Source organism: Paracoccus sp. (in: a-proteobacteria) (assembly GCF_030538495.1).
Taxonomy (GTDB): Bacteria; Pseudomonadota; Alphaproteobacteria; order Rhodobacterales; family Rhodobacteraceae; genus Paracoccus.
This window is the reverse complement of record NZ_JAUNTW010000007.1, coordinates 110772-131516: the sequence shown is the minus strand read 5'-3', so window position 1 is coordinate 131516 and position 20745 is coordinate 110772. Positions and strand designations below refer to the sequence as shown.

General features: G+C 64.2%; 19 protein-coding genes and 1 tRNA gene. 5 read left to right on the top strand and 15 right to left on the bottom strand.

The window, feature by feature from the left end; translation table 11 throughout:
* Window positions 1-156: 156 nt before the first annotated feature.
* The 5 genes from Q4G20_RS08720 to Q4G20_RS08700 form a co-directional block, all read right to left on the bottom strand.
* A tRNA-Glu gene (locus Q4G20_RS08720) sits at window positions 157-231 on the bottom strand.
* 142 nt (window positions 232-373) lie between these two features.
* Window positions 374-1294, bottom strand: a complete 921-nt coding sequence (locus tag Q4G20_RS08715) for a metal ABC transporter permease (protein WP_303343046.1) — start codon at window positions 1292-1294, stop codon at window positions 374-376.
* The gene (locus Q4G20_RS08710; RefSeq protein WP_303343099.1) at window positions 1291-2490 is read right to left on the bottom strand and encodes a metal ABC transporter permease; all 1200 of its coding nucleotides are present in this window, start codon (window positions 2488-2490) and stop codon (window positions 1291-1293) included. The genes Q4G20_RS08715 and Q4G20_RS08710 overlap by 4 nt, the downstream gene beginning before the upstream one ends.
* Window positions 2490-3221 (bottom strand): metal ABC transporter ATP-binding protein, encoded by a 732-nt coding sequence (locus Q4G20_RS08705; protein ID WP_303343045.1) that lies wholly within the window; start codon window positions 3219-3221, stop codon window positions 2490-2492. The genes Q4G20_RS08710 and Q4G20_RS08705 overlap by 1 nt, the downstream gene beginning before the upstream one ends.
* Complete coding sequence (locus Q4G20_RS08700) at window positions 3218-4138, bottom strand: metal ABC transporter solute-binding protein, Zn/Mn family (RefSeq protein ID WP_303343098.1); 921 nt, start codon at window positions 4136-4138, stop codon at window positions 3218-3220. Before Q4G20_RS08700 ends, Q4G20_RS08705 begins: the two co-directional genes overlap by 4 nt.
* A gap of 139 nt (window positions 4139-4277) precedes the next feature.
* Between Q4G20_RS08700 and Q4G20_RS08695 the strand changes: the two genes are divergently transcribed.
* Window positions 4278-4700, top strand: a complete 423-nt coding sequence (locus Q4G20_RS08695) for a Fur family transcriptional regulator (RefSeq protein ID WP_303343044.1) — start codon at window positions 4278-4280, stop codon at window positions 4698-4700.
* Window positions 4701-4712: 12 nt separating this feature from the next.
* Here the strand turns inward: Q4G20_RS08695 and Q4G20_RS08690 are convergent, their stop codons facing one another.
* Both Q4G20_RS08690 and Q4G20_RS08685 read right to left on the bottom strand, forming a co-directional pair.
* Window positions 4713-6095, bottom strand: a complete 1383-nt coding sequence (locus tag Q4G20_RS08690) for a radical SAM/SPASM domain-containing protein (protein WP_303343043.1) — start codon at window positions 6093-6095, stop codon at window positions 4713-4715.
* Window positions 6096-6143: 48 nt separating this feature from the next.
* The gene (locus tag Q4G20_RS08685) at window positions 6144-7517 is read right to left on the bottom strand and encodes a class II 3-deoxy-7-phosphoheptulonate synthase (protein ID WP_303343042.1); all 1374 of its coding nucleotides are present in this window, start codon (window positions 7515-7517) and stop codon (window positions 6144-6146) included.
* An 85-nt stretch (window positions 7518-7602) separates the two neighbouring features.
* Here Q4G20_RS08685 and Q4G20_RS08680 point away from each other — a divergent pair, with 85 nt between their 5' ends.
* Both Q4G20_RS08680 and Q4G20_RS08675 read left to right on the top strand, forming a co-directional pair.
* Window positions 7603-8220 (top strand): FMN-binding negative transcriptional regulator, encoded by a 618-nt coding sequence (locus Q4G20_RS08680; RefSeq protein ID WP_303343041.1) that lies wholly within the window; start codon window positions 7603-7605, stop codon window positions 8218-8220.
* Between the two features lie 66 nt (window positions 8221-8286).
* Window positions 8287-9546 (top strand): 3-phosphoshikimate 1-carboxyvinyltransferase, encoded by a 1260-nt coding sequence (locus Q4G20_RS08675; RefSeq protein WP_303343040.1) that lies wholly within the window; start codon window positions 8287-8289, stop codon window positions 9544-9546.
* A 41-nt stretch (window positions 9547-9587) separates the two neighbouring features.
* Here Q4G20_RS08675 and Q4G20_RS08670 read toward each other — a convergent pair whose 3' ends face one another.
* Window positions 9588-11189 carry a bifunctional UDP-sugar hydrolase/5'-nucleotidase gene (locus Q4G20_RS08670; protein ID WP_303343039.1) on the bottom strand — a complete coding sequence of 534 codons (1602 nt, stop codon included), beginning with the start codon at window positions 11187-11189 and terminating at the stop codon, window positions 9588-9590.
* Window positions 11190-11336: 147 nt separating this feature from the next.
* Between Q4G20_RS08670 and Q4G20_RS08665 the strand changes: the two genes are divergently transcribed.
* On the top strand, window positions 11337-11669 hold the full coding sequence (locus tag Q4G20_RS08665; RefSeq protein WP_303343038.1) for a DUF952 domain-containing protein: 333 nt from the start codon (window positions 11337-11339) through the stop codon (window positions 11667-11669).
* On the top strand, window positions 11666-12724 hold the full coding sequence (locus Q4G20_RS08660; RefSeq protein ID WP_303343036.1) for a quinone-dependent dihydroorotate dehydrogenase: 1059 nt from the start codon (window positions 11666-11668) through the stop codon (window positions 12722-12724). Before Q4G20_RS08665 ends, Q4G20_RS08660 begins: the two co-directional genes overlap by 4 nt.
* Here Q4G20_RS08660 and cysE read toward each other — a convergent pair.
* The 7 genes from cysE to Q4G20_RS08625 all read right to left on the bottom strand — a co-directional run bounded on the left by cysE (window position 12721) and on the right by Q4G20_RS08625 (window position 20728).
* Complete coding sequence (gene cysE / locus Q4G20_RS08655) at window positions 12721-13548, bottom strand: serine O-acetyltransferase (protein ID WP_303343035.1); 828 nt, start codon at window positions 13546-13548, stop codon at window positions 12721-12723. The genes Q4G20_RS08660 and cysE overlap by 4 nt on opposite strands.
* Before the next feature lie 86 nt (window positions 13549-13634).
* Entirely contained in the window at window positions 13635-14345 is a 711-nt protein-coding gene (locus Q4G20_RS08650; RefSeq protein ID WP_303343034.1) for a DUF2793 domain-containing protein, read from the bottom strand.
* Window positions 14335-18201: a glycoside hydrolase TIM-barrel-like domain-containing protein gene (locus Q4G20_RS08645; protein WP_303343033.1), complete on the bottom strand. Its 3867-nt coding sequence runs from the start codon at window positions 18199-18201 to the stop codon at window positions 14335-14337. The genes Q4G20_RS08650 and Q4G20_RS08645 overlap by 11 nt, the downstream gene beginning before the upstream one ends.
* A gap of 19 nt (window positions 18202-18220) precedes the next feature.
* Window positions 18221-18637, bottom strand: a complete 417-nt coding sequence (locus tag Q4G20_RS08640) for an NlpC/P60 family protein (RefSeq protein ID WP_303343032.1) — start codon at window positions 18635-18637, stop codon at window positions 18221-18223.
* Window positions 18630-19463, bottom strand: coding sequence for a DUF2163 domain-containing protein (locus Q4G20_RS08635; protein WP_303343031.1), 834 nt, complete (start codon window positions 19461-19463; stop codon window positions 18630-18632). Before Q4G20_RS08635 ends, Q4G20_RS08640 begins: the two co-directional genes overlap by 8 nt.
* On the bottom strand, window positions 19460-20092 hold the full coding sequence (locus Q4G20_RS08630) for a DUF2460 domain-containing protein (protein ID WP_303343030.1): 633 nt from the start codon (window positions 20090-20092) through the stop codon (window positions 19460-19462). Before Q4G20_RS08630 ends, Q4G20_RS08635 begins: the two co-directional genes overlap by 4 nt.
* 9 nt (window positions 20093-20101) lie before the next feature.
* Window positions 20102-20728, bottom strand: a complete 627-nt coding sequence (locus tag Q4G20_RS08625; protein ID WP_303343097.1) for a phage tail tape measure protein — start codon at window positions 20726-20728, stop codon at window positions 20102-20104.
* Window positions 20729-20745: the final 17 nt, after the last annotated feature.

Below are 20745 nucleotides of genomic sequence, written 5' to 3'. Positions count from 1 at the left end.
TATTGATGGCAAAGAACGATTTAGTGCGCGGTCACGCGGGGCAAGCGATCAGCGTCTTTCGACGATCAAAACGGCGCAGGATTTGACTAACCTGTCGGAAAGGTTCGCCAATGATACGCCGCAAGCCATTGAAAGGAAAGATAATGTGTAGGAAAATGGCAGCCCGTAGGGGAATCGAACCCCTCTTTCCAGGTTGAAAACCTGGCGTCCTAACCGATAGACGAACGGGCCACTTTCTGTCCGCTGCCGGTCATTCCCGGCGGCGTGAGGGGGTGTTTACGGACAGTTGCGGCGCCTCGCAAGGGGGAAAATACATCAAACCGTCATTTTTTCCAAAAAACACACCAATACACTGATACAAAACGATTATTTTTCAAACCCCCTGCCCCGCGCCCCGGCGGCATGGCCCCGCAACGCCGCAGATCAGCAGAATCACCCCCGACATTGTGGCGATCATCCCCGCCGCGCTGACCGAATGGGCCGCGCCCAGCCATAGCGGGCCATAGCCCGACAGGATAACCCCCAGCACCGCCGACAGGGTGGCGAAACCGACGGACCATGCGATCTGGCGCGGCAGGCTGTTGGTCATCAGCCGCGCGGCGGCGGGGGGGCAGACGAACATGGCGATCACGATGATCGACCCCACGGCGTCAAAGGCGGCGACCGCGACCGCCGCCGTTGTGATCACAAGACCAAAGCCGACCGCCCCCGCAGGGATCCCCACGGCCCGCGCAAAACCTGCGTCAAAGGTGCAGATGACCAGCCACCTCCAGAACAGCGCCATCATCACCACAACCGCCGCGCAAACCGCCGCCATGCGCCCCAGTTCGGGGGGCAGCGTGCGCAGGGCGTCGGCGTCGAACAGCGACGTCCAGCCGGTCGCGCGCAGCCAAACCAGCCCTTCCAGATTGCCCATCAGCGCGTGTTCAACATCCAGATGGACGGCGGATGTGTTGCTTTGTTCCAGCATCAGCACCCCGGCGGCGAACAGAGTCGTAAAGACCACACCCATGGCCGCGCCCGGCTCGATCCGGCCGAAGCGGCGCAGGAACTCGATCAGGGCGACGGCGATGACGGCGGCGGCGGCGGCTCCGGCCATCATCACGCCTCCGGCGACGGAACCGGTCAGCAGGAACGCCACGACAATGCCGGGCAAAACCACATGGCTGATGGCATCCCCGATCAAGGCCTGACGGCGCAGGATCAGGAAATTCCCCGGCAGCGCACAGGCGACCGCCGCCAGAATGCCAATCACCATCGGCGTCAGGGAAAAGCGCATGAATTCAGTGATCATGGCTTGCCCCCCTGCGCCAGCACCCCGTCGATCTGCGCAATCTGATCAGGGGTCAGCACGCTGGTGATCCGGGTCAGGCCGTCATCGCGCGGCGCAATCCCGGCATCGTCAAACAGGCGGCGCGCGGCGACCCAGCGGCGACCGTCCTGTGCAATATCAGCGGCTTGCGCCAGACCCTCATCCGTGGGCAGCCCCCGCGCATCGACCAGACCGCGCCGCTGCAAGGGGCCACGCAGCGCAGGCGGCACGGGCGATCCCGGCACCATGTCGCGCAGCGCCGCGCGCAGGGCCATCTGACGCCGCAAACGGACATGGCGCATCCAGCCCGCGACAATGCCGCGCCGGGGGGCCATCACCAAGGACAGGGCAAAGATCAACGCCGCCACCAGCACCACCACCGGCCCGGTCGGCAGCGCCGGCGCGACGGATGACAGCGCCGCCCCGATCCACGCGGCCAGCCCGCCAATCGCGCCCGACAGCCCCACCAGACGCGACGACCGGTCGGTCCAGAACCGCGCCGTCACCGGCGGGATGATCAGCATGGCGACAATCAGGATCAGCCCGACCAGCTTTAGCCCCACCACCGTGACGACCATCACCAGCCCCATCAGCGCGCGGTCCACCCACGCCACATTGACGCCCAAAGCCGCCGCATAAGACGGGTCAAACGCCGTCAGGATCATAGGGCGACGCAGCAGCCAGATCAGCGCCACCGGCACGCCGCCGCCAATGGCGATCACCAGACTGTCTTCGAACAGCATCCCGGCGGCGGAGCCCAGAAGGAAGGTCTCGATCCCCGCTTGTCGCCCCTGCGGGACGGTCTGGATCACCGTCATCAGCACCACGCCCAGACCGAAAAACGCGCCCAGAACCGCGCCGATGGCGGCGTCCTCGGTCAGGCGGGTGCGGCGCGTGGCCCATTCGATCAGCCACAGCCCAATCGCGGCACTGGCCGCCGCCCCCGCCAGCAGGCCGATCAGGCTGCGTCCGTCTCTGCCCATGGCCACCATGATCAGAAACGCCGCGCAGACCCCCGGCAAAGCGGCATGAGCGACCGCATCCGACACAAGCGCGCGTTTGCGCAGAAACATGAACGCGCCGACAGCCCCCGCCGCCATGCCCAACAGCGCCGCGCCGACCGCCACCAAGGCCGCGTTATACCCCGCGCGCAGAAACAGCGCGTCCAGCAGATCCATCACGGCGCAGCCCCCGGATGCCGCCCGCCATAGGCAACAGTCAGATTGTCGGGCGTGGCCACAAGATCCACCGGGCCGGACGCGATCAGGCGCATATTCATCAGCAAGGCGGTGTCGAAATAATCGCGCAGCGTGGCCAGATCGTGATGCACCGCAATCACCGCAAAACCCGATTCCGCCAGCGATTTCAAAACCTTGATAATGGCGCGTTCGGTTGCCGCATCCACCCCCGCAAAGGGTTCGTCCAGCACATAAAGCCGCGCATCCTGCGCCAGGGCGCGCGCCAGGAACACCCGTTGTTGCTGCCCTCCCGACAACTGCCCGATCTGGCGATTGGCAAAATCCGCCATGCCGACCCGGTCCAGACAGTCGCGCGCCCGCCCCGTCAACGACGCGGAAAACCGCCCCAGCAAACCAACACGGCGATACATGCCCATCTGCACCACATCACGCGCGGTTGCGGGGAAATCCCAATCCACGCTGGCCCGCTGCGGGACATAGGCGATGTCGTCGCGCGCCTGATCCACCGGGCGGCCCCAGACCTGCACATCGCCCGCCACGCGCGGCAACAGACCCAGACAGCCGCGCAACAGGCTGGATTTGCCCGCACCATTCGGGCCGATAATGGCGGTCATCGTGCCGGGCGCGATATCCGCGCTGACATCAATAGCCACGGGGTGATCGCCATAAGATACGGTGACGCCCCGGATGGATAAGGCGGGCGCGGTCATAGCAGCCCCTGCATACCGGTATCGGGTGCGTCACCGCCCAAGGCGCGGGCAATCGTGGTGACGTTGTGATCCATCATACCGATATAGGTGCCGCGATAGGTGCCGCCCGGACCCATAGCGTCCGAAAACAGATCGCCGCCGATCTGGACGCTGTGGCCCTGCGCCGCCGCGCCCTCGATCAGCGCGCGAATGTTGCGATCGGACACCGAGCTTTCGACAAACACCGCCCCGATCTGGCGCTGAACCAGCACCTCCACCAGATCGCGGATGCGGTGCAGGCCGGCCTCGGATTCGGTCGAGATGCCCTGAATCGCCAGCACCTCGAACCCGAAGGCGTGGCCGAAATAATGAAACGCGTCATGCGCCGTCACCAACACGCGGCGGTCGGACGGGACCGAGGCCAGCACCCCACGCGCGTAATCGCCCAGCCGCGCCAGTTCCCCCAGATAGGCGTCGGCATTCGCGCGGAACGTCGCCGCGTCCCCCGGCCGCGCCGCCGCCATGGCATCGCAGACCGCGCGCACGACATACCCCCAACGGTCCGGGTCCATCCAGATATGAGGGTCAAAGCGCCCCTCGAACCCGTCATAAGGCAGCAACTGATCCGCGGGGACATGTTCGGCCACCGCAACCGTCGGGATGCCATCATGGGCCAGACGCAGCAGAAAATCCTGCATCTGCGCCTCCAGATTCAGGCCGTGCCACAGCACCAGATCGGCATCGGCAAGCGCGATCATATCGCTGCGCGTCGGGCGATAGCCATGCGGATCAACCCCCGGCCCCATCAGCGCCGTGACCTGCACCCGGTCGCCACCAACATGCCGCGCGGCATCCGCGATCATGCCCGTGGTCGCCGTGACGGACAAACGCGCCGCCCCCGCCGCCGCCGCACCCGGCGATGCCATCAGCGCCAGCATGGCACCCGAAAAAAACCGACGATTCATGCGCATGTTGATATCCTTTGCCCCATCCCGTTTTGATATTGCGAATTATTCTCATTGTCAATTACGGCAGAGCGCGCTTGTTCACCGACGCCGCTTCAGGCATAAAACCGCCATGACAGATTTCGATGATACCGATGATTTGCTGAATCAGGCCGGGCTGCGCATGACGGCGCAGCGGCAGGCGATTATGCGCGTCCTGCTGACCAGCAACGACCACCCCGACGCCGAAGAAGTGCTGCGCCGCGCGCGTGATTTTGATGCCAGCATCAGTCAGGCGACGACCTATCGCACGCTGGCCACGCTGACCGAACGGGGCGTGCTGCGGTCGCACACCTTTGACAGCGGCGTGACGCGGTTTGAACTGGCCAACCGCCCGCATCACGACCACATCATCGACATCGACAGCGGCGAGATCGTCGAATTCGTGTCCCACGAAATTGAGCGCCTGCAACAGAAAATCGCCGCCGCGCATGGCTATGACATTATCGCGCACCGGCTGGAACTGTATTGCCGCAAACGCCCCGCGGGGGATTGACCGCCCCGCGCGTCACGGCGGGGTCAACGGCACCCCGTTCCTATCCAGAAAATCACCGGCAAAATGCGCCCGGATGCGGTTCGCTTTCAAAATCTGCGCGGCCTCGGCGATCATGCGGCGCGCGCGGTCGGTTTCATCCGGGCTCAGCCGCGACAGCGCGCGAACATGGGTCTGGTGATCATATTCAACAAGGCTCCAGAACGTCACCGACTGCGCGCCTTGGGCCACCAATTCCTGCGCGAAATCCGGCAGCACCCAGACCGAGGGATCATAAATCCCGACCGAAAATGAGATTTTTGGCCCGCCCCCGCCGCTCTGGCGGGCGGCATCGCGGATGCGGGCGATGTTGTCAAACACGCGGCCCACGCCAACCGCTTTGCGGATGCGGCGCATCATCGCGTCGTCGTGGCTGTCCAGGCTGATCTGAATGACGCCGAACCGTGACAGCGTGTCGATTTCATCATCGCTGTAACGCTTGGCCAGATTGGTGATGATCTGAGGCTTGTGGCCGCTGCGCAAAATCGCGCGGGAAAAATCGACCCAAGCCGGATGATAGGTGGTTTCGCCATGGCCGTTCACATGCACCTCGGCGCCGCGCGGCATCTGCCGGACCAGCCGCAGCGCGTGGGTCAGCGTGGTGGCGTCCATATCGCGTCCCGCATAGCCCGGCGATGTCACCTGACAATAGGTGCAACGCAGATTGCACCGGCCCGTCACGTCAACCCGCAATTCGCTGGTGGGTTGCGGGTCATCCACCTTCGGCGGCAGATCAAGCCGCACGACATTCACCGGGCTCCGACGGCGAATGTGGCAGTTGTGACATTCGTCCAGCAAATGCCCCGTCGCAACCATCCGCCGCACCCGCCGGAACGCGCCCGATTGGCTGATATTCTGCGCGTCATGGCTGGCCACATCCACCATCCACGGCGTGCGGCAACAGGGGCGCGCTTTGCCGTTGCTGCCAAACTCGACATAGCGCCATGGGTCCAGACAGTGCCGCGTCATCGGCGCGCCATCCGCGCCGGTCATGGGCCGCGCGGTGTGAAACAGATGCGCATTACAGCGAAACCCGTCCAGAACCGCAGCGGCCACAGGATCGACCGGATCGCGGCCAAAGGTAAACAGCGGCGCGTCAGCCGCCCCGGTCGCAATAAACGGCGCGATCAGCGCACGCAGATCGTCGGGCAACTGGTAATCGGCAGGGCTGTGCGTGTCGGGTTCGAACCAGCGTAACAGGCCGGTATCGGGGTCATAATCTTTGACCGTCAGAGACAGCGCCGTATCCAACGAGATCGACACATCGGTCAGAAACCGCGCCAATGCGTGAACCAGCGGCGGGACATCGGCCATGTCCTTAGTGGCGTCCGCCACGGCAACATCCAGATCAACCCACATAGACCGTTCCTGAAAAATCCCCCGGGCCGCAACCCGGGGGATTTGATGTTACGCAGCGGCCTGACGGCGTTTGCGCAGTTCTTCGGCCACCAAAAACGCCAGTTCCAGCGATTGGCTGGCGTTCAGGCGCGGGTCGCAGGCGGTGTGATACCGGGCGGACAGGTCTTCGTCTTTGACGTCGCGGACGCCGCCGGTGCATTCCGTCACGTCCTGACCCGTCATTTCGAAATGCACGCCGCCGGGGATCGTTCCTTCGGCGGTGTGGATGGCAAAGAAATCACGCACTTCGGCCAGCACATCATCAAACGGGCGGGTTTTATACCCCGACGCCGATTTCACCGTGTTGCCATGCATCGGATCGCAGGACCACAGCACATTTGCGCCTTCGGCCTGAACGGTCTGGATCAGGCGCGGCAGGTGATCGCCCACCTTGCCCGCCCCGAACCGCGCGATCAGAGTCAGACGCCCCGCTTCGTTTTCCGGGTTCAGTTTCGCCATCAGGACGCGCAGATCCTCGGCCGTGGTGGTGGGGCCGCATTTCAGACCGATGGGGTTTTGCACACCACGGCAGAATTCGACATGCGCGCCGTCGGGCTGACGGGTGCGGTCGCCGATCCAGATCATGTGACCCGACCCCGCAACCGGCAGGCCGGTGGTGGAGTCGATCCGGGCCAAGGCTTCTTCGTATTCCAGCAGCAGGCTTTCATGGCTGGTATAGAAATCAACCTTACCCAGCGACTGCGCCGTGTCCGAGGTCACACCCGCCGCCTGCATAAACGCCATCGTATCCGCGATGCGGTCGGCGATGTCGCGGTATTTCGCGGCCTCATCCCCCCCGGCGAAATCGGAAATCCAGCTTTGCACGCGGTGCATATCGGCATAACCGCCGGTCGAAAAAGCGCGCAGCAGGTTCAGCGACGCCGCCGCCTGCGTATAGGCGGCCAGCATCCGCTGCGGGTCCGGGATGCGCGCGTCGGGCGTGAAGTCAAAGCCGTTGATGATGTCCCCGCGATAGCTGGGCAGTTCCACCCCGTTCACGGTTTCGGTCGGCGCGCTGCGCGGTTTGGCGAATTGACCGGCCATGCGCCCGACCTTGACCACCGGCATTTGCGCACCCCAGGTCAGGACAACGGCCATCTGCAACAGCACCTTAAACGTGTCGCGGATGTTGTCGGCGCTGAATTCAGCAAAGCTTTCGGCGCAGTCACCGCCCTGCAACAGGAACCCGCGACCCGCGGCGACATCGGCCAGTTGCGATTTCAGGCGGCGCACCTCACCGGCGAAAACCAGCGGGGGATAGCGGCGCAACTGATCCTCGACCGCGTTCAGCGCGGCGGTATCGGTATAGTCCGGCATCTGCACGCGCGGCAGGGCGCGCCATCCGGCCTTATCCCAGTTTTTCGGGGCGGTGTGCTGCGTCATCTTACGCTCCTTTTTTAGTTGGCTTGGTATAGCCTTGAAAAACCGTCAGGGAAAGAGGATGCAGGGTCAGGCCAACGGGGGGCGCATGTATATTCCGACGCATTTTCAGGAAACCGACCCGGCGCAGATTGCGGCGATCATGGATGGCGCGCCGCTGGCCTGCATCGTGGCGCAGACCAAACAGGGGCTGGTGGCGAATCACATCCCCCTGTTCGCGGCGCCGGATGGGGCGTTGATCGGCCATGTCGCGGCCGCCAATGACCTGCACCGGATTTTGCCTGACGGATCAGAGGTGCTGGCGATTTTTCGCGGGGTCGATGGCTATGTGTCCGCCAATGATTACCCATCCAAGTCCGAACATCACCGCATGGTGCCGACGTGGAATTACACCGCCGTCCATATCCACGGCGCGATCACATGGCAGCATAATGACCACGCCAAACGCGCGGCGGTCGCCTTGCTGACCCGCCTTCACGAACGCCGCGTCAATGGGGATCAGGCGTGGCGCATGGCCGACGCGCCCGCCGATTATCTGAACGATATGCTGGCGGCGATTGTCGCGTTTCGCATCACGCCGACGCGGGTTCTGGCGAAATCCAAGCTGTCGCAGAACCGCGACGACCGCGATTATCAGGGCGTGATCGACGGCGCGCGGCGGCGGGGTGACGATGATCTGGCCGATGCGATGCAGGCGCTGCGTTAGCGCCCATACTGGCGCAAGGCGGGCGGGTTTGCTAATCATCGCGCGATTGTCGCAAAAGGTCACGCCATGCAGCCCGTCCCCGATTCCGTTCTGATCCATCCGCCTGCGGGCGCCTTGACCGGGGCTGTGACCCTGCCGGGGTCGAAATCCATCACGAACCGCGCCTTGCTGATTGCGGCTTTGGCGCGCGGGACCAGCCGGATCACCGGCGCGCTGTCCAGCGATGACACCCGCTATATGGCGCAGGCGCTGCGTCAGATGGGCGTGAGCGTGGATCAGACCGACGCGACGACGGTTGTCGTGACCGGCACCGGCACATTGCGCGCGCCCGATGCACCGCTGTTTCTGGGCAATGCTGGCACGGCGATGCGGTTTCTGACAGCGGCGGCGGGGCTGGTGGATGGCACCGTGGTTGTTCAGGGCGACGACCATATGGCGCGCCGCCCCATCGGCCCGCTGGCCGCCGCGCTGCAATCGCTGGGGGTCCATGCGCAGGACACGAATGGTTGCCCCCCCGTCACGATCCACGGCACCGGCGGGTTCCGCGCGGATCGGGTGGAAATCGACGGATCGCTGTCCAGCCAGTTCATTTCGGCGGTGCTGATGGCGGCGGCCTGTGGTGATGCGGCCCTGCATGTCTCGGTCCCGCAATCGGATATTGGCGGCGCGGGTTATATCAACATCACGCTGGCGGTCATGCGTGACTTTGGCGCGCGGGTGGATGTGGTGGCCGATGGCTGGGTGGTGCATCCCGGCGGATACACCGCGCGCGATTACGCCGTGGAACCGGACGCGTCGGCGGCGACCTATCTGTGGGGGATCGAACGGCTGACGGGTGGCGCGATTGATCTGGGCGTTGACCCCACGGCCATGTCGCAGCCTGATGCGCAGGCGTGGCATGTGATCCAGCAATTCCCGAACATGCCCGGCCAGATCAACGGCGCGCAGATGCAGGACGCCATTCCGACGCTGGCCGTGATGGCGGCGTTCAACGCCACGCCGGTTCGCTTCACCGGCATCGCCAATCTGAGGGTTAAGGAATGTGACCGCGTATCGGCGCTGTCCACCGAATTAAACCGCATCCGCCCCGGACTGGCGACCGAGGATGGCGACGATCTGATCGTTCACGCCGACCCGTCGCTGTCGGGGCAAACGCTGCCCACACTGATCACCACCTATTCCGACCACCGTATCGCGATGAGCTTTGCGCTCGCCGGTCTGCGGATCCACGGCATCACCATTTTGGATCCGGGATGCACGGCGAAAACCTATCCGTTGTATTGGGATGATCTGGCGGGGTTGGGCGTCACGCTGACGCGGGCATAAAAAAACGCCCGCCCCGGGTCTCAGGGGGCGGGCGATGTTCGTTAACGAACCGTGATGCGACCATCCAGTTCGGGGGTATACCCTTGGGCTTGGGCGGCCAGATAATCGGCCAACACCTCGGCCAGATCGGGGCCGAAATCATAGGCTTGGGTGCCGTTCTGCGCAAACACGCCGTAACCGTCGCCGCCCTGACGCATGTAATTGTTCGACACCACGCCATAGGTCGCGGCGGGGTCAAGATCGGTCCATTCGCCGTCTTTCATCACGCGCACATCGCTGATCCGCGCGCCGGATTCCGCTGCCGGATCAATGGTGTATTGCAGACCCGCGACCTGCGCGAACCGGCCCGCGCCTTCGTCATACCGGCTGGCGCCGTTTTCCAAGGCGGCGATCACATCGGCACCGGGCAACATGAACGTCGCCAGCGTGTTCTGGAACGGCAGGACGGTATACACCTCGCCCATCGTCACCTCGCCCGCGTCGATGGAGGCGCGCAGACCGCCGCCGTTCTGAATGGCGATCTGAATCCCCTGTTCGCGCACGCGGTCCAGCATGGCATCGGCCACCAGATTGCCCATTTCACATTCACGCGCGCGGCAATTCGCGCGGTCGCCGTCAATCGGCGCATTCGCGGTCGCGACGACGGTTTGACGCAGTTCTTCGATCGGGGCGGACATTTCGACGACGCGGGCGGCGATTGTTTCATCTTCGGGGATGGAATTATCCAGCAGGATCGGCTGACCCGACGCGGCGGTGACATGGCCCGCATCGTCAAAGGTCAGGGTCAGATGGCCCAGATATTTGGAATAGGCATAGGCCTGCACCACCGGCACATCGCGCCCATCCGCGCCCGCAACCATGGTCGGATAGGCACCGACCGCGCCCTCCATATCGCCCAACAGGCTGTGCGAGTGGCCGCCAACGACCGCATCCAGCCCCGGCACCTGCGCGGCGAAATCCTGATCGCGCAGATAACCCGTATGCGTCAGCGCGATGATTTTCGTCACGCCCTGATCGGTCAGATCCTGCACCGCCGCGCGCAGGCTGTCGATGTCATCCTGAAAGATCACATTCGGGCCGGGCGACGCAGTTTCGGGCGTGTCCATGGCAAGCGCGGACACGATCCCCACCTTGGTATCGCCCAGGTCGATGACGGTGTGTTTCGACACTTTGCCCGCCAGAATATTCGACTGCGACACGTCGATATTGCTGGACAGAACCGGGAAATCCACGCCGTCGATCAGAGTCAGCAGACCTTCGGGGCCATCGTCAAATTCGTGATTGCCAATCGCCATGGCGTCATAACCGATGGCGGTCATGAACTCGGCCACGTCTTTGCCCTTATAGGTGGTGTAAAACAGGCTGCCCTGATACTGATCGCCCGCATCCAGCACGATCACATGCCCGCCATCGGCACGAATCTGGTCGCGCAATTCGTTGATTTTATGGGCGACGCGGGCCACACCGCCGAAACATTCGCCCTTGGCGCGGGTGTCCTGATCACAGGTGCTGTCATATTGATTGATCGGTTCGATCCGGCTGTGCAGATCGTTGGTGTGCAGAATATGCAGCACGGTTTCAGCCTGCACGCCACCGGCGCACAACGCCAACACGGATGCCGCAGCAAAAAGGCGGGTGTTCATGGATAATCCTTTCCTGACCTTGACCGGGCCAGAGTGGCGGACCACCCCCGCCCAGTCAAATACTTGCGGGGTCCATGAATGACATTGGTTTGTGACGGGGCGGTGACGGGTCTTGACCACGGGGGGGAACAGGCGGCAAATGCGGCTATGCTGATTTACAAAATCCTTCGCCCCGCGGAATGGGCGCATTTGCAGGAACAGGGCGCAACAGACGGCGCGCCTGTGGATGTGGCCGATGGGTTCGTCCATTTTTCAACCGCCGCGCAACTGCCCGTTACTCTGTCCAAACATTTCGCAGGTGACGGGGATGTGATCCTGCTGGCCTGCGAAGCCGACGGGATGGAGGCGTTGCAATGGGAACCCTCGCGCGGCGGCGATCTGTTCCCGCATCTCTATCGTGCGTTGCGGATGGATGATGTGCTGTGGGCGCGCGACGTGCCGCGCACCGAAAACGGCCATGATATTAAGGAATTGGAATGAAACCGATTGAACGCCTTGGCGTGGCCGCGCTGCACCGTCTGGACCCGGAAACCGCGCATGATCTGTCGATTGCCGCGCTGCAACGCGGGCTGGTGCCTCTGGCCGGGGGGCCGGTCACCTCGGATCGGTTAGCGGTCACGGTGGCGGGGCTGGACCTGCCGAATCCGGTCGGTCTGGCGGCGGGATATGACAAAAACGCCCGCGTGGTCGCGCCCCTGATGCGCGCCGGTTTCGGATTCATCGAGGTGGGCGCCGCCACCCCCCGCCCGCAACCCGGCAATCCCAAACCGCGCCTGTTCCGCCTGACCGAAGATCAGGCGATCATCAACCGCTTTGGCTTTAACAATCAGGGCGTTGATGCGATTGCTGACCGTCTGGCGCAGCGCCCGGACGGCATCCCGGTGGGGCTGAATATCGGCGCGAACAAAGACAGCGCCGACCGGGCCGAGGATTTCGCCATCGTCATGCGCCGCGCGGGGCCGGTGGCCGATTTTCTGACGGTGAATGTGTCATCGCCCAACACCGAAAAGCTGCGCGATTTGCAGGGCGCGGATGCATTGGCCGCATTGCTGGCGCGCGTGCTGGATGCGCGCGACGGTCTGCCCGAACACCGCCCGGTCTTTGTGAAAATCGCGCCGGATTTGACCGATGCGGAAATCGCGGACGTTGCGGCGGTCGTGCGCGGATCGGGGATTGATGGAGTGATTGCGACCAACACCACCCTGTCGCGCGACGGTCTGGTCAGCGCGCATCAGGGGGAAACCGGCGGTCTGTCCGGGCGTCCTTTGACGCAGAAATCCGCGCGTGTTCTGGCGCGGCTCTATCGGAAAACGGGGGGGGATGTGCCGATCATCGGCGTGGGCGGCATCAGCACCACCGATGACGCATGGCAACGCCTGCGCGCGGGTGCAAGCGCAATCCAGATTTATTCGGCCTTGATTTATCAGGGTTTTTCGCTGGCCGCGCGGATCGCCCGCGAATTGGACGACCGGCTGGCGCGCGACCGGATCACGCTGCCCGAACTGACCGGCAGCGGCGTGGCGGATTGGGATTAACCGTAATCCCCAATCCCCAGAATCTGATCCATGGCCTGCGACGGCTCATCACAGCCCGCGTCTCCGATGACGCGCGCGGGAACGCCCGCCACGGTTTTGCAGGGCGGCACGTCATGCAGAACCACCGAACCGGCGGCGATGCGGGAATGATGGCCGACATGGATGTTGCCCAGCACCTTGGCCCCGGCACCAATCAACACGCCGTCGCCGATTTTCGGGTGGCGGTCGCCGTCCTCTTTGCCGGTGCCGCCCAGCGTGACGGAATGCAGCATCGACACGTCATTGCCAACCGTCGCGGTTTCACCAATCACAATCGAATGGGCATGGTCGATCATCACGCCCGTGCCGATTTTCGCCGCGGGGTGAATGTCCACGCCGAACGCCTCGGAACAGCGCATCTGCACGAAATAGGCCATATCCGCGCGCCCCTGACGCCACAGCCAATGCGCCATACGATACGCCTGCAACGCCTGAAACCCTTTGAAAAACAAAACGGGTTGCAGCAGCCGATGCGTGGCCGGGTCGCGGTCATACACGGCCAGCAAATCCGCCCGCGCAGCATTGCCCAAGTCTGGCGCGGTCGAATACGCTTCATCCGCCAATTCGCGCAGGATCTGTTCGCTCATTTCCCCTGATGCCAGTTTCAGCGAGAAACGATAGGCGAGCGCCGCCTCAAGGCTGCGGTGATGCAGCAAACCGGCATGGATCAGCGCGCCCAACAACGGTTCATCCGCGACGGCGGCCCGCGCCTCGGCGCACAGTTGCGCCCAGACGGAATCGCGGTCCGTCGTCAGGTTTTGTTTGCCGGAATGTTGCATATTCATAAATCTGCCCGCCCATGCTTTCGGGTGTTGTATCTGATCACCCAAGGAAACAAAAGCAAGGGCGGGCCGGGCGTTATTGCGATGCGTTATTGCGGCAAACGCATCTCCCACCAATGCACGGCGACCTTGACCTGACCGGCGGTAAATGTGCCACCCTCGGCCGTCAGGATCAGCTCAGAGGGCGCGTAATAGGTCATCGGACTGCCCAGCATCCCCCGCGCCCAAGACTGACGCGCCTTGCCCAGACCGTTGCCGAACCGGTCGGTGCCGTCCTCTGTCCCCATCCGCCAGGTGGCGGCGCTGCCGGTGATCGCCGTGGTGACGCGCGCAACCGCGCCGATCACCATGGCCCCCGCCGGGATCATCACGCCCGTTCGGACCGTCGCACCGGGGGTGATGGTCACATCGCCTTCGGCCAATGCGGCGATCATGCCCGAACCGCCCTGCCCCAGCGTCAGCGCGCCGATGGCCCAATCCGCACCGTCGAAAATCGCACCGACGCCCTGATCCGCGATGAACGCCCGCATCCCCGGCTGCGGGGCCAGATACGCCCAGCCGCCATTGCTGCCAATCGCGATCTGACCGGCCTTGCCCGACCAATCGCCCGACGCGCCTACCGGCACCGCCCAGCATTGCCCGTCGATCACGCCATCGGGCGGAGCCGTCACCGTGACGCTGTTCAGGACCAGATTCACCATCCCATCCAACCGCATCAGCGATTCATTCACCGTCACATGCTTTTGCGCCTGCGCGGCCTGAATCAGCGGCAATTGCAGCCGCAAGGTGTCATTCGACATGGAACTCTCCTTTGACAAAAGGCCCCTGCCCGAAGGTTTCGGACAGTTGCGCAACCTCGATCTCGACCGGGCCGCTGATGCCGGACGGGATGATGTGTTCAGGCCGGGTGACGGTCGCCTGATGAACCACGCGATCCCCCTGACGCAAACGGATCAGATAGGTTTCGCGCGCCTCACCCAGCGGCACATCCAGACCGTCCCAGCCGTCGCCATCAACCCGCGTGCGCCGCACCCAATGGATGCGCCGCCCATCCAGCCGCAGATGACACGGCGCATAGGGCCGCAACCCCATCCCCCGCGCCACCGTTTTGCGGGCGCGATAGCTGGCATCATCGGGCGCACGCATTGCCGGACCGATCCGCCAGAACCGTTCCTGACCGCGTGCCGATGGCGGCAAGGAAACCTGACGCATGGCGCTGTCGATCAGCACAATCAGGCTGCCCTTGGGCCACAGATCGGGCATGTCGGCATCCGTCCCCGCCTGCCCGCGCAGACGTCCGCTGATGTCCCACACATCCGGGGCGACCAGTTCGGCGCGGGTGAATTGCATCACCTCCCACCCGGTCAGATCGCCCGTGCCGATGGCCAGCAGGTTGCGCCCCGACAGCATCGCGCGCTGCGTGACCGATGACAGCGCCCCCGCGCGCAGACGCACCTTTAACGGCGCGCCACGGTCCAGAACGCCGGGGCGCGCGCGCGACAGATCGTTCAGCGTCCGCCCAATCACCGCCGCCTGATCCAGATGCAGGTTGTGGTCAAACCCACCCCCCGCATCATCCGACACATAGGCCGCAACCGATCCCGGCCAAGGCCGCGCCGTCACCGCCAGATAGGGGGCCGCCGGGTCTTCGTCCCCGCGCAGCAGCGGCAGGTCCAGAAACACCGGAAACACCGGTAACGGAGGCACAAACCGCCGGATCGCCGTATCCTCATCATGGCGCAGCGACGGGGTATAGGCGCCGGGTTCGACCCGCACCGCGTCAATCGTGATCGCGCCCGCGCGTTCCACCCGATCAATCCGCCAGCGTTGCGCGGGCAGGTCCGGCATCGCCACGCGCACCACATCCCCCGGCCCCAAATCCGCCCGCGACGGCGGCACCGCAAAACGCGCGGTATCGCGGGAAATCGCCGCCTCGGCCAGCCAGCGTTCGATAATGGCGCGGCCCTCGGCCCGGGTCAGAGACATGGCGAATTCGCTGTCGGAAATGCTGTCCTGCCTGTGATCGGGCAGCGACCCCGCCGCCGTTGCCGCGCCGTAATCCGCGCCGGCCTCGACATGCGTTAACCGCAGCCGTCCGGCGATCTGGGCATCCGGCGCGCGCACGGTTTCAAACCCCGTGACCCCATCGGCAAGCGCCAGATCATCCGGTCCGATGGTGGCCCGCGCCAGCCCGTCGCGCGCGATGAACCGCAACACGCCGTCACGTTCCACCGCATCGAACCCATGCGCCAACATCAGCGGCTGCAACGCCGCCCGCCCGGTGTCATTCCCGGTCAGAGCAAAGCCGCGCACCACGCCCGAAATCTGGCTGGTGTCGAAATCAGCCACACCCGCGCGGCGGCAAATATCGCCCACCACGGCGCGCAGCGACACCGCCCCCGCCCGACCATTCAGCCAATGCCCGCGATCCCAAGCGGGACCGTCCGACCACAAATCCCGCCGCGCCGGAAACGCCGGAAAGGGCCGCGCATCCCAACACCACAGATGCGCGCGTTCGACATCCACCATCCGCCGCCCGTCCGGCATGGCCGGGTTGTTCGCCCCGTCGCGCCAGTAATCCATGACCGCCGCGATATAGGCCGCCTGAATCGCATCATCCCGCGTTCCGTTGGAATAATGCGGCAGGGTGCTTTCCGAACTCATGGCGTCCAGAAATTTGTTCGGCTGGTTGGTGGCCTTATCCAGAGCCGCGCAGCCCAATTCCGTGAACCAAATGGGCTTTGACCCCGGAACCCATGCGGTTGCCTGATCGTCACGCACGCCGCCCGGACGGTTGTAATGCAGGTTTTCCCACCAGGCGCGGATGTCTTTGTAACGCCAGACCCACGCTTCGTCATAATAACCATCCGTGATCGGCGTGCGGCGTTGTGCGTCACGCTCAGTATCGCTGGCATAGAACCAATCGAACCCCTCACCCCCGCAGACATTGCCGCGCAGATAATCGGGGTTGTCGATCCGCCCGAACCCGGCATCCAGATGCGCATCCCCATCCCGCCAATCGGACAAGGGCATGTAATTATCAATGCCGATAAAATCGACATTTTCATCCGCCCATAACGGGTCCAGATGAAAGAACAATTCGCCATTCCCCGGATGATGGCCGAAATATTCCGACCAATCCGACGCATAGCTGATTTTGACATCCGGCCCCAAAATCTGGCGCACATCGGCGGCCAGACGGCACAGTTCGGCGACGGCGGGATAGCTGTTCCCCGCCCCCCTAATCTGCGTCATGGCGACCATTTCCGACCCGATCAGAAAACTGTCCAAGCCCCCAACCGCCGCGCACAGATGCGCGTAATGCAGGATAAAGCGGCGATACGACCATTCATCCGGCCCGTGATAACGAACCTGATCGCCGTCGCGGGTGAAATCGCTGACCTGCGCGGTGCCGAAAAACTGCGCCACCTCGGCCGCAGCGGCGGCATGGCCATCCGGCGACCCCTCACGCCCCGGCGCGATGCTGGTCGTCACACGCCCGCGCCACGGCATTACCGGCTGTTCGCCCGGCCCCCACGGATTTGCGCGCCCATTGCCCGCGATCTGTTCCATCAGGATAAAGGGATAGAAAATCGCCTTTTTCCCCGACGCAATAATCGCGCGCATCGCCTCAAGCACCGATTGATCCGCGGGCGTGCCGCCATAGATCGGGCGCCCGTCCACCTGCGCCACCTCATGCGCCTCGGACCGCGTGATCCCGCCCGCACGCCACGGCATTTCGGCGCCGTCAACGGCGATATGTTCAACCTTAGGGCGCACCGTGCATTGATTGATGCGCAGGTCATCACCAAACCACGACACGATAACCGACACCGATTTCGCGTTCGGCAATTCACGGCCCAGTGTCTCCAACGACGCCGAAAAATCCGTGCCGCCCATCGGGCTGTTGACGTTGAACGACCGCGATTCCCCCAAATCCATGCGTTCATTCACCGGCGTTGTCGCCAGCGAATATTCGCCCGTGCCGGGGATCAACGCGACTGCGCGCACGTCACGGGGCAATCCGCTGCCGTCCTGCGCGGGGCAGGTCACCTCGAACGACAATTGCGGCATCCGGTTGCCCCAGCGTTCCAGATGCAGCCCCTCGATCACGACATAGGCCACGCCGCGATAGGCCGGGGCGGCGTCCCCTTCGACCGCCGCAATGGCGGGATCGGGCATCTGGTCATCGCCGCCATTGTAAACCCGCATATTCAAATCCGATGCGGGGATTTCTTCGCCATCCGCCCAGACGCGCCCGACGCCAAGGATCGTGCCTTCGCACAGCGCCATGGCGACCGACAGGCGATAGCTGATGTGATCCACATTGGTGCGCGGCGCGCCCTTGCCGCCGCCCATGGTTTCGCGGCGGGATACCTCGGTCAGGTCCGACGCCCAGATGACATGCCCCGGCAGGCGCATCTGCCCCCAGATACGCGGCAGAGCCATCCCCTCGCCCGCGGTTTGCAGACGCATCCGGTCAACGCGCCCGGTTTCGACCGCACGCGCGCCGCCGCCCAGCAAACGCTGGTCGATCACGCGGCCCACGGTGGCACCAACCGCGCGGCCAATGACCGCGCCCGACAGGCCCAGCACCGTGCCGCCAAAGCCCGAACCAATCGACGCGCCGATTGCGGATAATACGATCGTAGCCATCGCGGCCTCCTTTCAGAAATCAGGGAAAACGGAACCGCGCGACCACACGGTTCCGCCATGGCAAGGTCAGAGGGCTGTCAATCACCCCATGCCCGGAATAGGCGTGGATGAACCGATTGCCCGGCACGACGATGCCCAGATGTTTCGCAATCGCCCCCGCCTGCATCCGAAACAGCAGCACCTGCCCCGGCCGATGCGGGCCGTCATCCACGCGCGGGAAATGCCGGGTCATGGCGCGCAGTAACACCTCATCCCCGGAACATTCGCCCCAATCGGGGGAATAATCCGGCGCAGGTTCGGGGTCCGCGCCATATAAGCCCCGCCACACGCCACGGATCAGGCCCAGACAATCGCAGCCCGCACCCCGCGCACTGGCCTGATGAACGTAAGGCGTCCCAATCCAATCGCGCGCCAAGGCAACAACCCGATCACCCATGCTTGCCCCCGATCTGTGGGGCCATCAGCCAATCTTCGGGCGGCAGATGCGGAAAGCCGCGAAAATTCAGCATGTTGCTGAACTTCAGCCGACAGGTTGCGGCGCGTTTGTCACATCCCGCGATCAGACGCAGCTGGTCGCCGGGCGCGGGCAGAATACCCAAACCCTGCCACAATTCGACCCGACGTGCGCCGCCCGGCCGGGCCTCATCATTCTTGACCGCCGCGTGCAGACCCTGCGCCGCGCCCGACAGAACGACCACGCGGCCATGTTCAAACCAATGCGCGTCAAAGGCCGGAAAGCCGGTGAAATCAAACACCCGCCCGTCATCATGCGTCTGCACCGCCAGATCACAGAAAAACGCGGGGTTTGTGACATCCACCCCGCACGCCGCATCGCCCAAACGGGCCGCGCAACCGGGGTGAAACGCCCGCCCCTGCGGCAGGTTCAGCGGTTCCGACAGCCCGCGCAGTTCCGCCCGGAACGCCCCGTTGAGGCGCGTCACCTCGCCCAGCGATCCGCGAAACATCAGGCGGCGGCGGACGGGATCGGTCCAATCCACATCCCACATCCGCAATTCCGCATCGTCCCAGCGACCGGCCAGAATGTCGCGTTCGGTGATGGCGTCGTCGTTTAACGCGCCCTCGGCCTCGGTGTTGTCCACGGACAGACCGGCGGCCTGAACCAAGGCGCGCGCGGTCATCCCCTGATCGGGGCGAAACGCGATGCCGTCGAAATGCAGCGCCGCGTCGTGATCGGTGAATCCTAACGTCACCCCATCCTGACGCCGGATCGCCCAAGCGCGGGCGTTCGTTGTGACGGTCATACGCGCACCTCAACCACGGGAATCTGCGGAACCTGACCGGCGTTGAAGGACGCCACCGACACCGCGATGCGGTCCGTGTCGAACCGCACCGGCACGTCAAATTCAAAGCCGGCTGTGACGGGGGCGCCAACCTCGGGCGGCTCAGAAAACGTGATCACCCCGCGCTGATCATCAACGCTGAAATGCTGGTCAAAGGTCATTTCATCGCCCCCCACGCCCGCAACCACGGTGCCGCGCACGGGTTTGACGACCGGACGCCGATATTCAGCGGCACCCGATGCGTAGCCTTTGCTGATCGCAAAGGTCACCGTCTGCCCGTCGCCCACCCCGATGATCTGATCGTCAAAGCCCGGCACGCGCGACGGCAGACAGCTTTTGTAATCGCTCCAATCTTTCCAGCGGAAGCCGTGCAACTGCCCGGCCCGCGCCTCAAAGAACGCGATGACGGCGGCGACATCATCCAGCGATCGCAGCCCCACGCCCGCATCGAACCGCCGCCTGGGATGCGCCCAAGGGGTGTTGCGTTCCTCGAACCCGCTGGCCAGCGTGACAATTTCCGTCCGGCGTTCCGGGCCACCCATCGACCCAAAGGACAAATTCGCCGGAAACCGAACCTCGTGAAAAGCCATACGCGCCCCCTATGCGTTACGATCGCCGCGCGCCAAAACACGCGACATCTGCGCCGCGATCTGCGACTGGCTGCGTTGAAACCCGGCCACATCCGGGGTCGAGACATTGATGGTGACATTGACCGGCGCAGGCCCGCCCGCCGCTGCCACGCCCAGCCGCCCATCCGCGCCACGGCGCAGCGGCATGATCGCCTCGGGTCCGGCTTCGCCCATCAGGCCGGTGGCGCCCTTCATCGGGAAATGCACCGGCTGAGACACCACGCCGCCCTTGGCAAACGGCACGACGCGGCTTTGCGTAAACGCGTTTTCCGCCACGGGATACAGATTGGCGATGCCCCCCGCGACCGCCCCGGCCACAGCGTTTTGCACCGGCTTCATCGCAATGGAATAAACCGTATCCGCGATGCTGCGCCCCACCCCGATCAGCGCGTCCGACAGTTTCGCCCCGTCAAACACCAACCCGTCAAAGGCACGACGCAGCCCCCCTTCGATCCCGTGGGTCAGGTTGCCCACCTCGCGCGTGGTCCAGATCATGGATTGCCGCATCCGGGCCAGTTCGTTTTCAAATTCGGACACCATGCGGCTGCTTTGGGTCCAGTCGTCATCCAGCCGGTCAATGCTCCGGCGTTCGTCCATCACCATGTGTTATCCTT

Bases quoted from the DNA above. Each gene is read 5' to 3' on its own strand.
- cysE (WP_303343035.1), bottom strand. From the start codon at position 13,548: ATGAATATGCAACATTCCGGCAAACAAAACCTGACGACGGACCGCGAT.
- Q4G20_RS08675 (WP_303343040.1), top strand. From the start codon at position 8,287: ATGCAGCCCGTCCCCGATTCCGTTCTGATCCATCCGCCTGCGGGCGCC.
- Q4G20_RS08710 (WP_303343099.1), bottom strand. From the start codon at position 2,490: ATGGATCTGCTGGACGCGCTGTTTCTGCGCGCGGGGTATAACGCGGCC.
- Q4G20_RS08640 (WP_303343032.1), bottom strand. From the start codon at position 18,637: ATGGGTGATCGGGTTGTTGCCTTGGCGCGCGATTGGATTGGGACGCCT.
- Q4G20_RS08690 (WP_303343043.1), bottom strand. From the start codon at position 6,095: ATGTGGGTTGATCTGGATGTTGCCGTGGCGGACGCCACTAAGGACATG.
- Q4G20_RS08700 (WP_303343098.1), bottom strand. From the start codon at position 4,138: ATGCTGGCGCTGATGGCATCGCCGGGTGCGGCGGCGGCGGGGGCGGCG.
- Q4G20_RS08715 (WP_303343046.1), bottom strand. From the start codon at position 1,294: ATGATCACTGAATTCATGCGCTTTTCCCTGACGCCGATGGTGATTGGC.
- Q4G20_RS08685 (WP_303343042.1), bottom strand. From the start codon at position 7,517: ATGACGCAGCACACCGCCCCGAAAAACTGGGATAAGGCCGGATGGCGC.
- Q4G20_RS08630 (WP_303343030.1), bottom strand. From the start codon at position 20,092: ATGGCTTTTCACGAGGTTCGGTTTCCGGCGAATTTGTCCTTTGGGTCG.
- Q4G20_RS08670 (WP_303343039.1), bottom strand. From the start codon at position 11,189: ATGAACACCCGCCTTTTTGCTGCGGCATCCGTGTTGGCGTTGTGCGCC.
- Q4G20_RS08660 (WP_303343036.1), top strand. From the start codon at position 11,666: ATGAAACCGATTGAACGCCTTGGCGTGGCCGCGCTGCACCGTCTGGAC.
- Q4G20_RS08680 (WP_303343041.1), top strand. From the start codon at position 7,603: ATGTATATTCCGACGCATTTTCAGGAAACCGACCCGGCGCAGATTGCG.
- Q4G20_RS08650 (WP_303343034.1), bottom strand. From the start codon at position 14,345: ATGTCGAATGACACCTTGCGGCTGCAATTGCCGCTGATTCAGGCCGCG.
- Q4G20_RS08695 (WP_303343044.1), top strand. From the start codon at position 4,278: ATGACAGATTTCGATGATACCGATGATTTGCTGAATCAGGCCGGGCTG.
- Q4G20_RS08705 (WP_303343045.1), bottom strand. From the start codon at position 3,221: ATGACCGCGCCCGCCTTATCCATCCGGGGCGTCACCGTATCTTATGGC.
- Q4G20_RS08625 (WP_303343097.1), bottom strand. From the start codon at position 20,728: ATGGACGAACGCCGGAGCATTGACCGGCTGGATGACGACTGGACCCAA.
- Q4G20_RS08665 (WP_303343038.1), top strand. From the start codon at position 11,337: ATGCTGATTTACAAAATCCTTCGCCCCGCGGAATGGGCGCATTTGCAG.
- Q4G20_RS08645 (WP_303343033.1), bottom strand. From the start codon at position 18,201: ATGGCTACGATCGTATTATCCGCAATCGGCGCGTCGATTGGTTCGGGC.
- Q4G20_RS08635 (WP_303343031.1), bottom strand. From the start codon at position 19,463: ATGACCGTCACAACGAACGCCCGCGCTTGGGCGATCCGGCGTCAGGAT.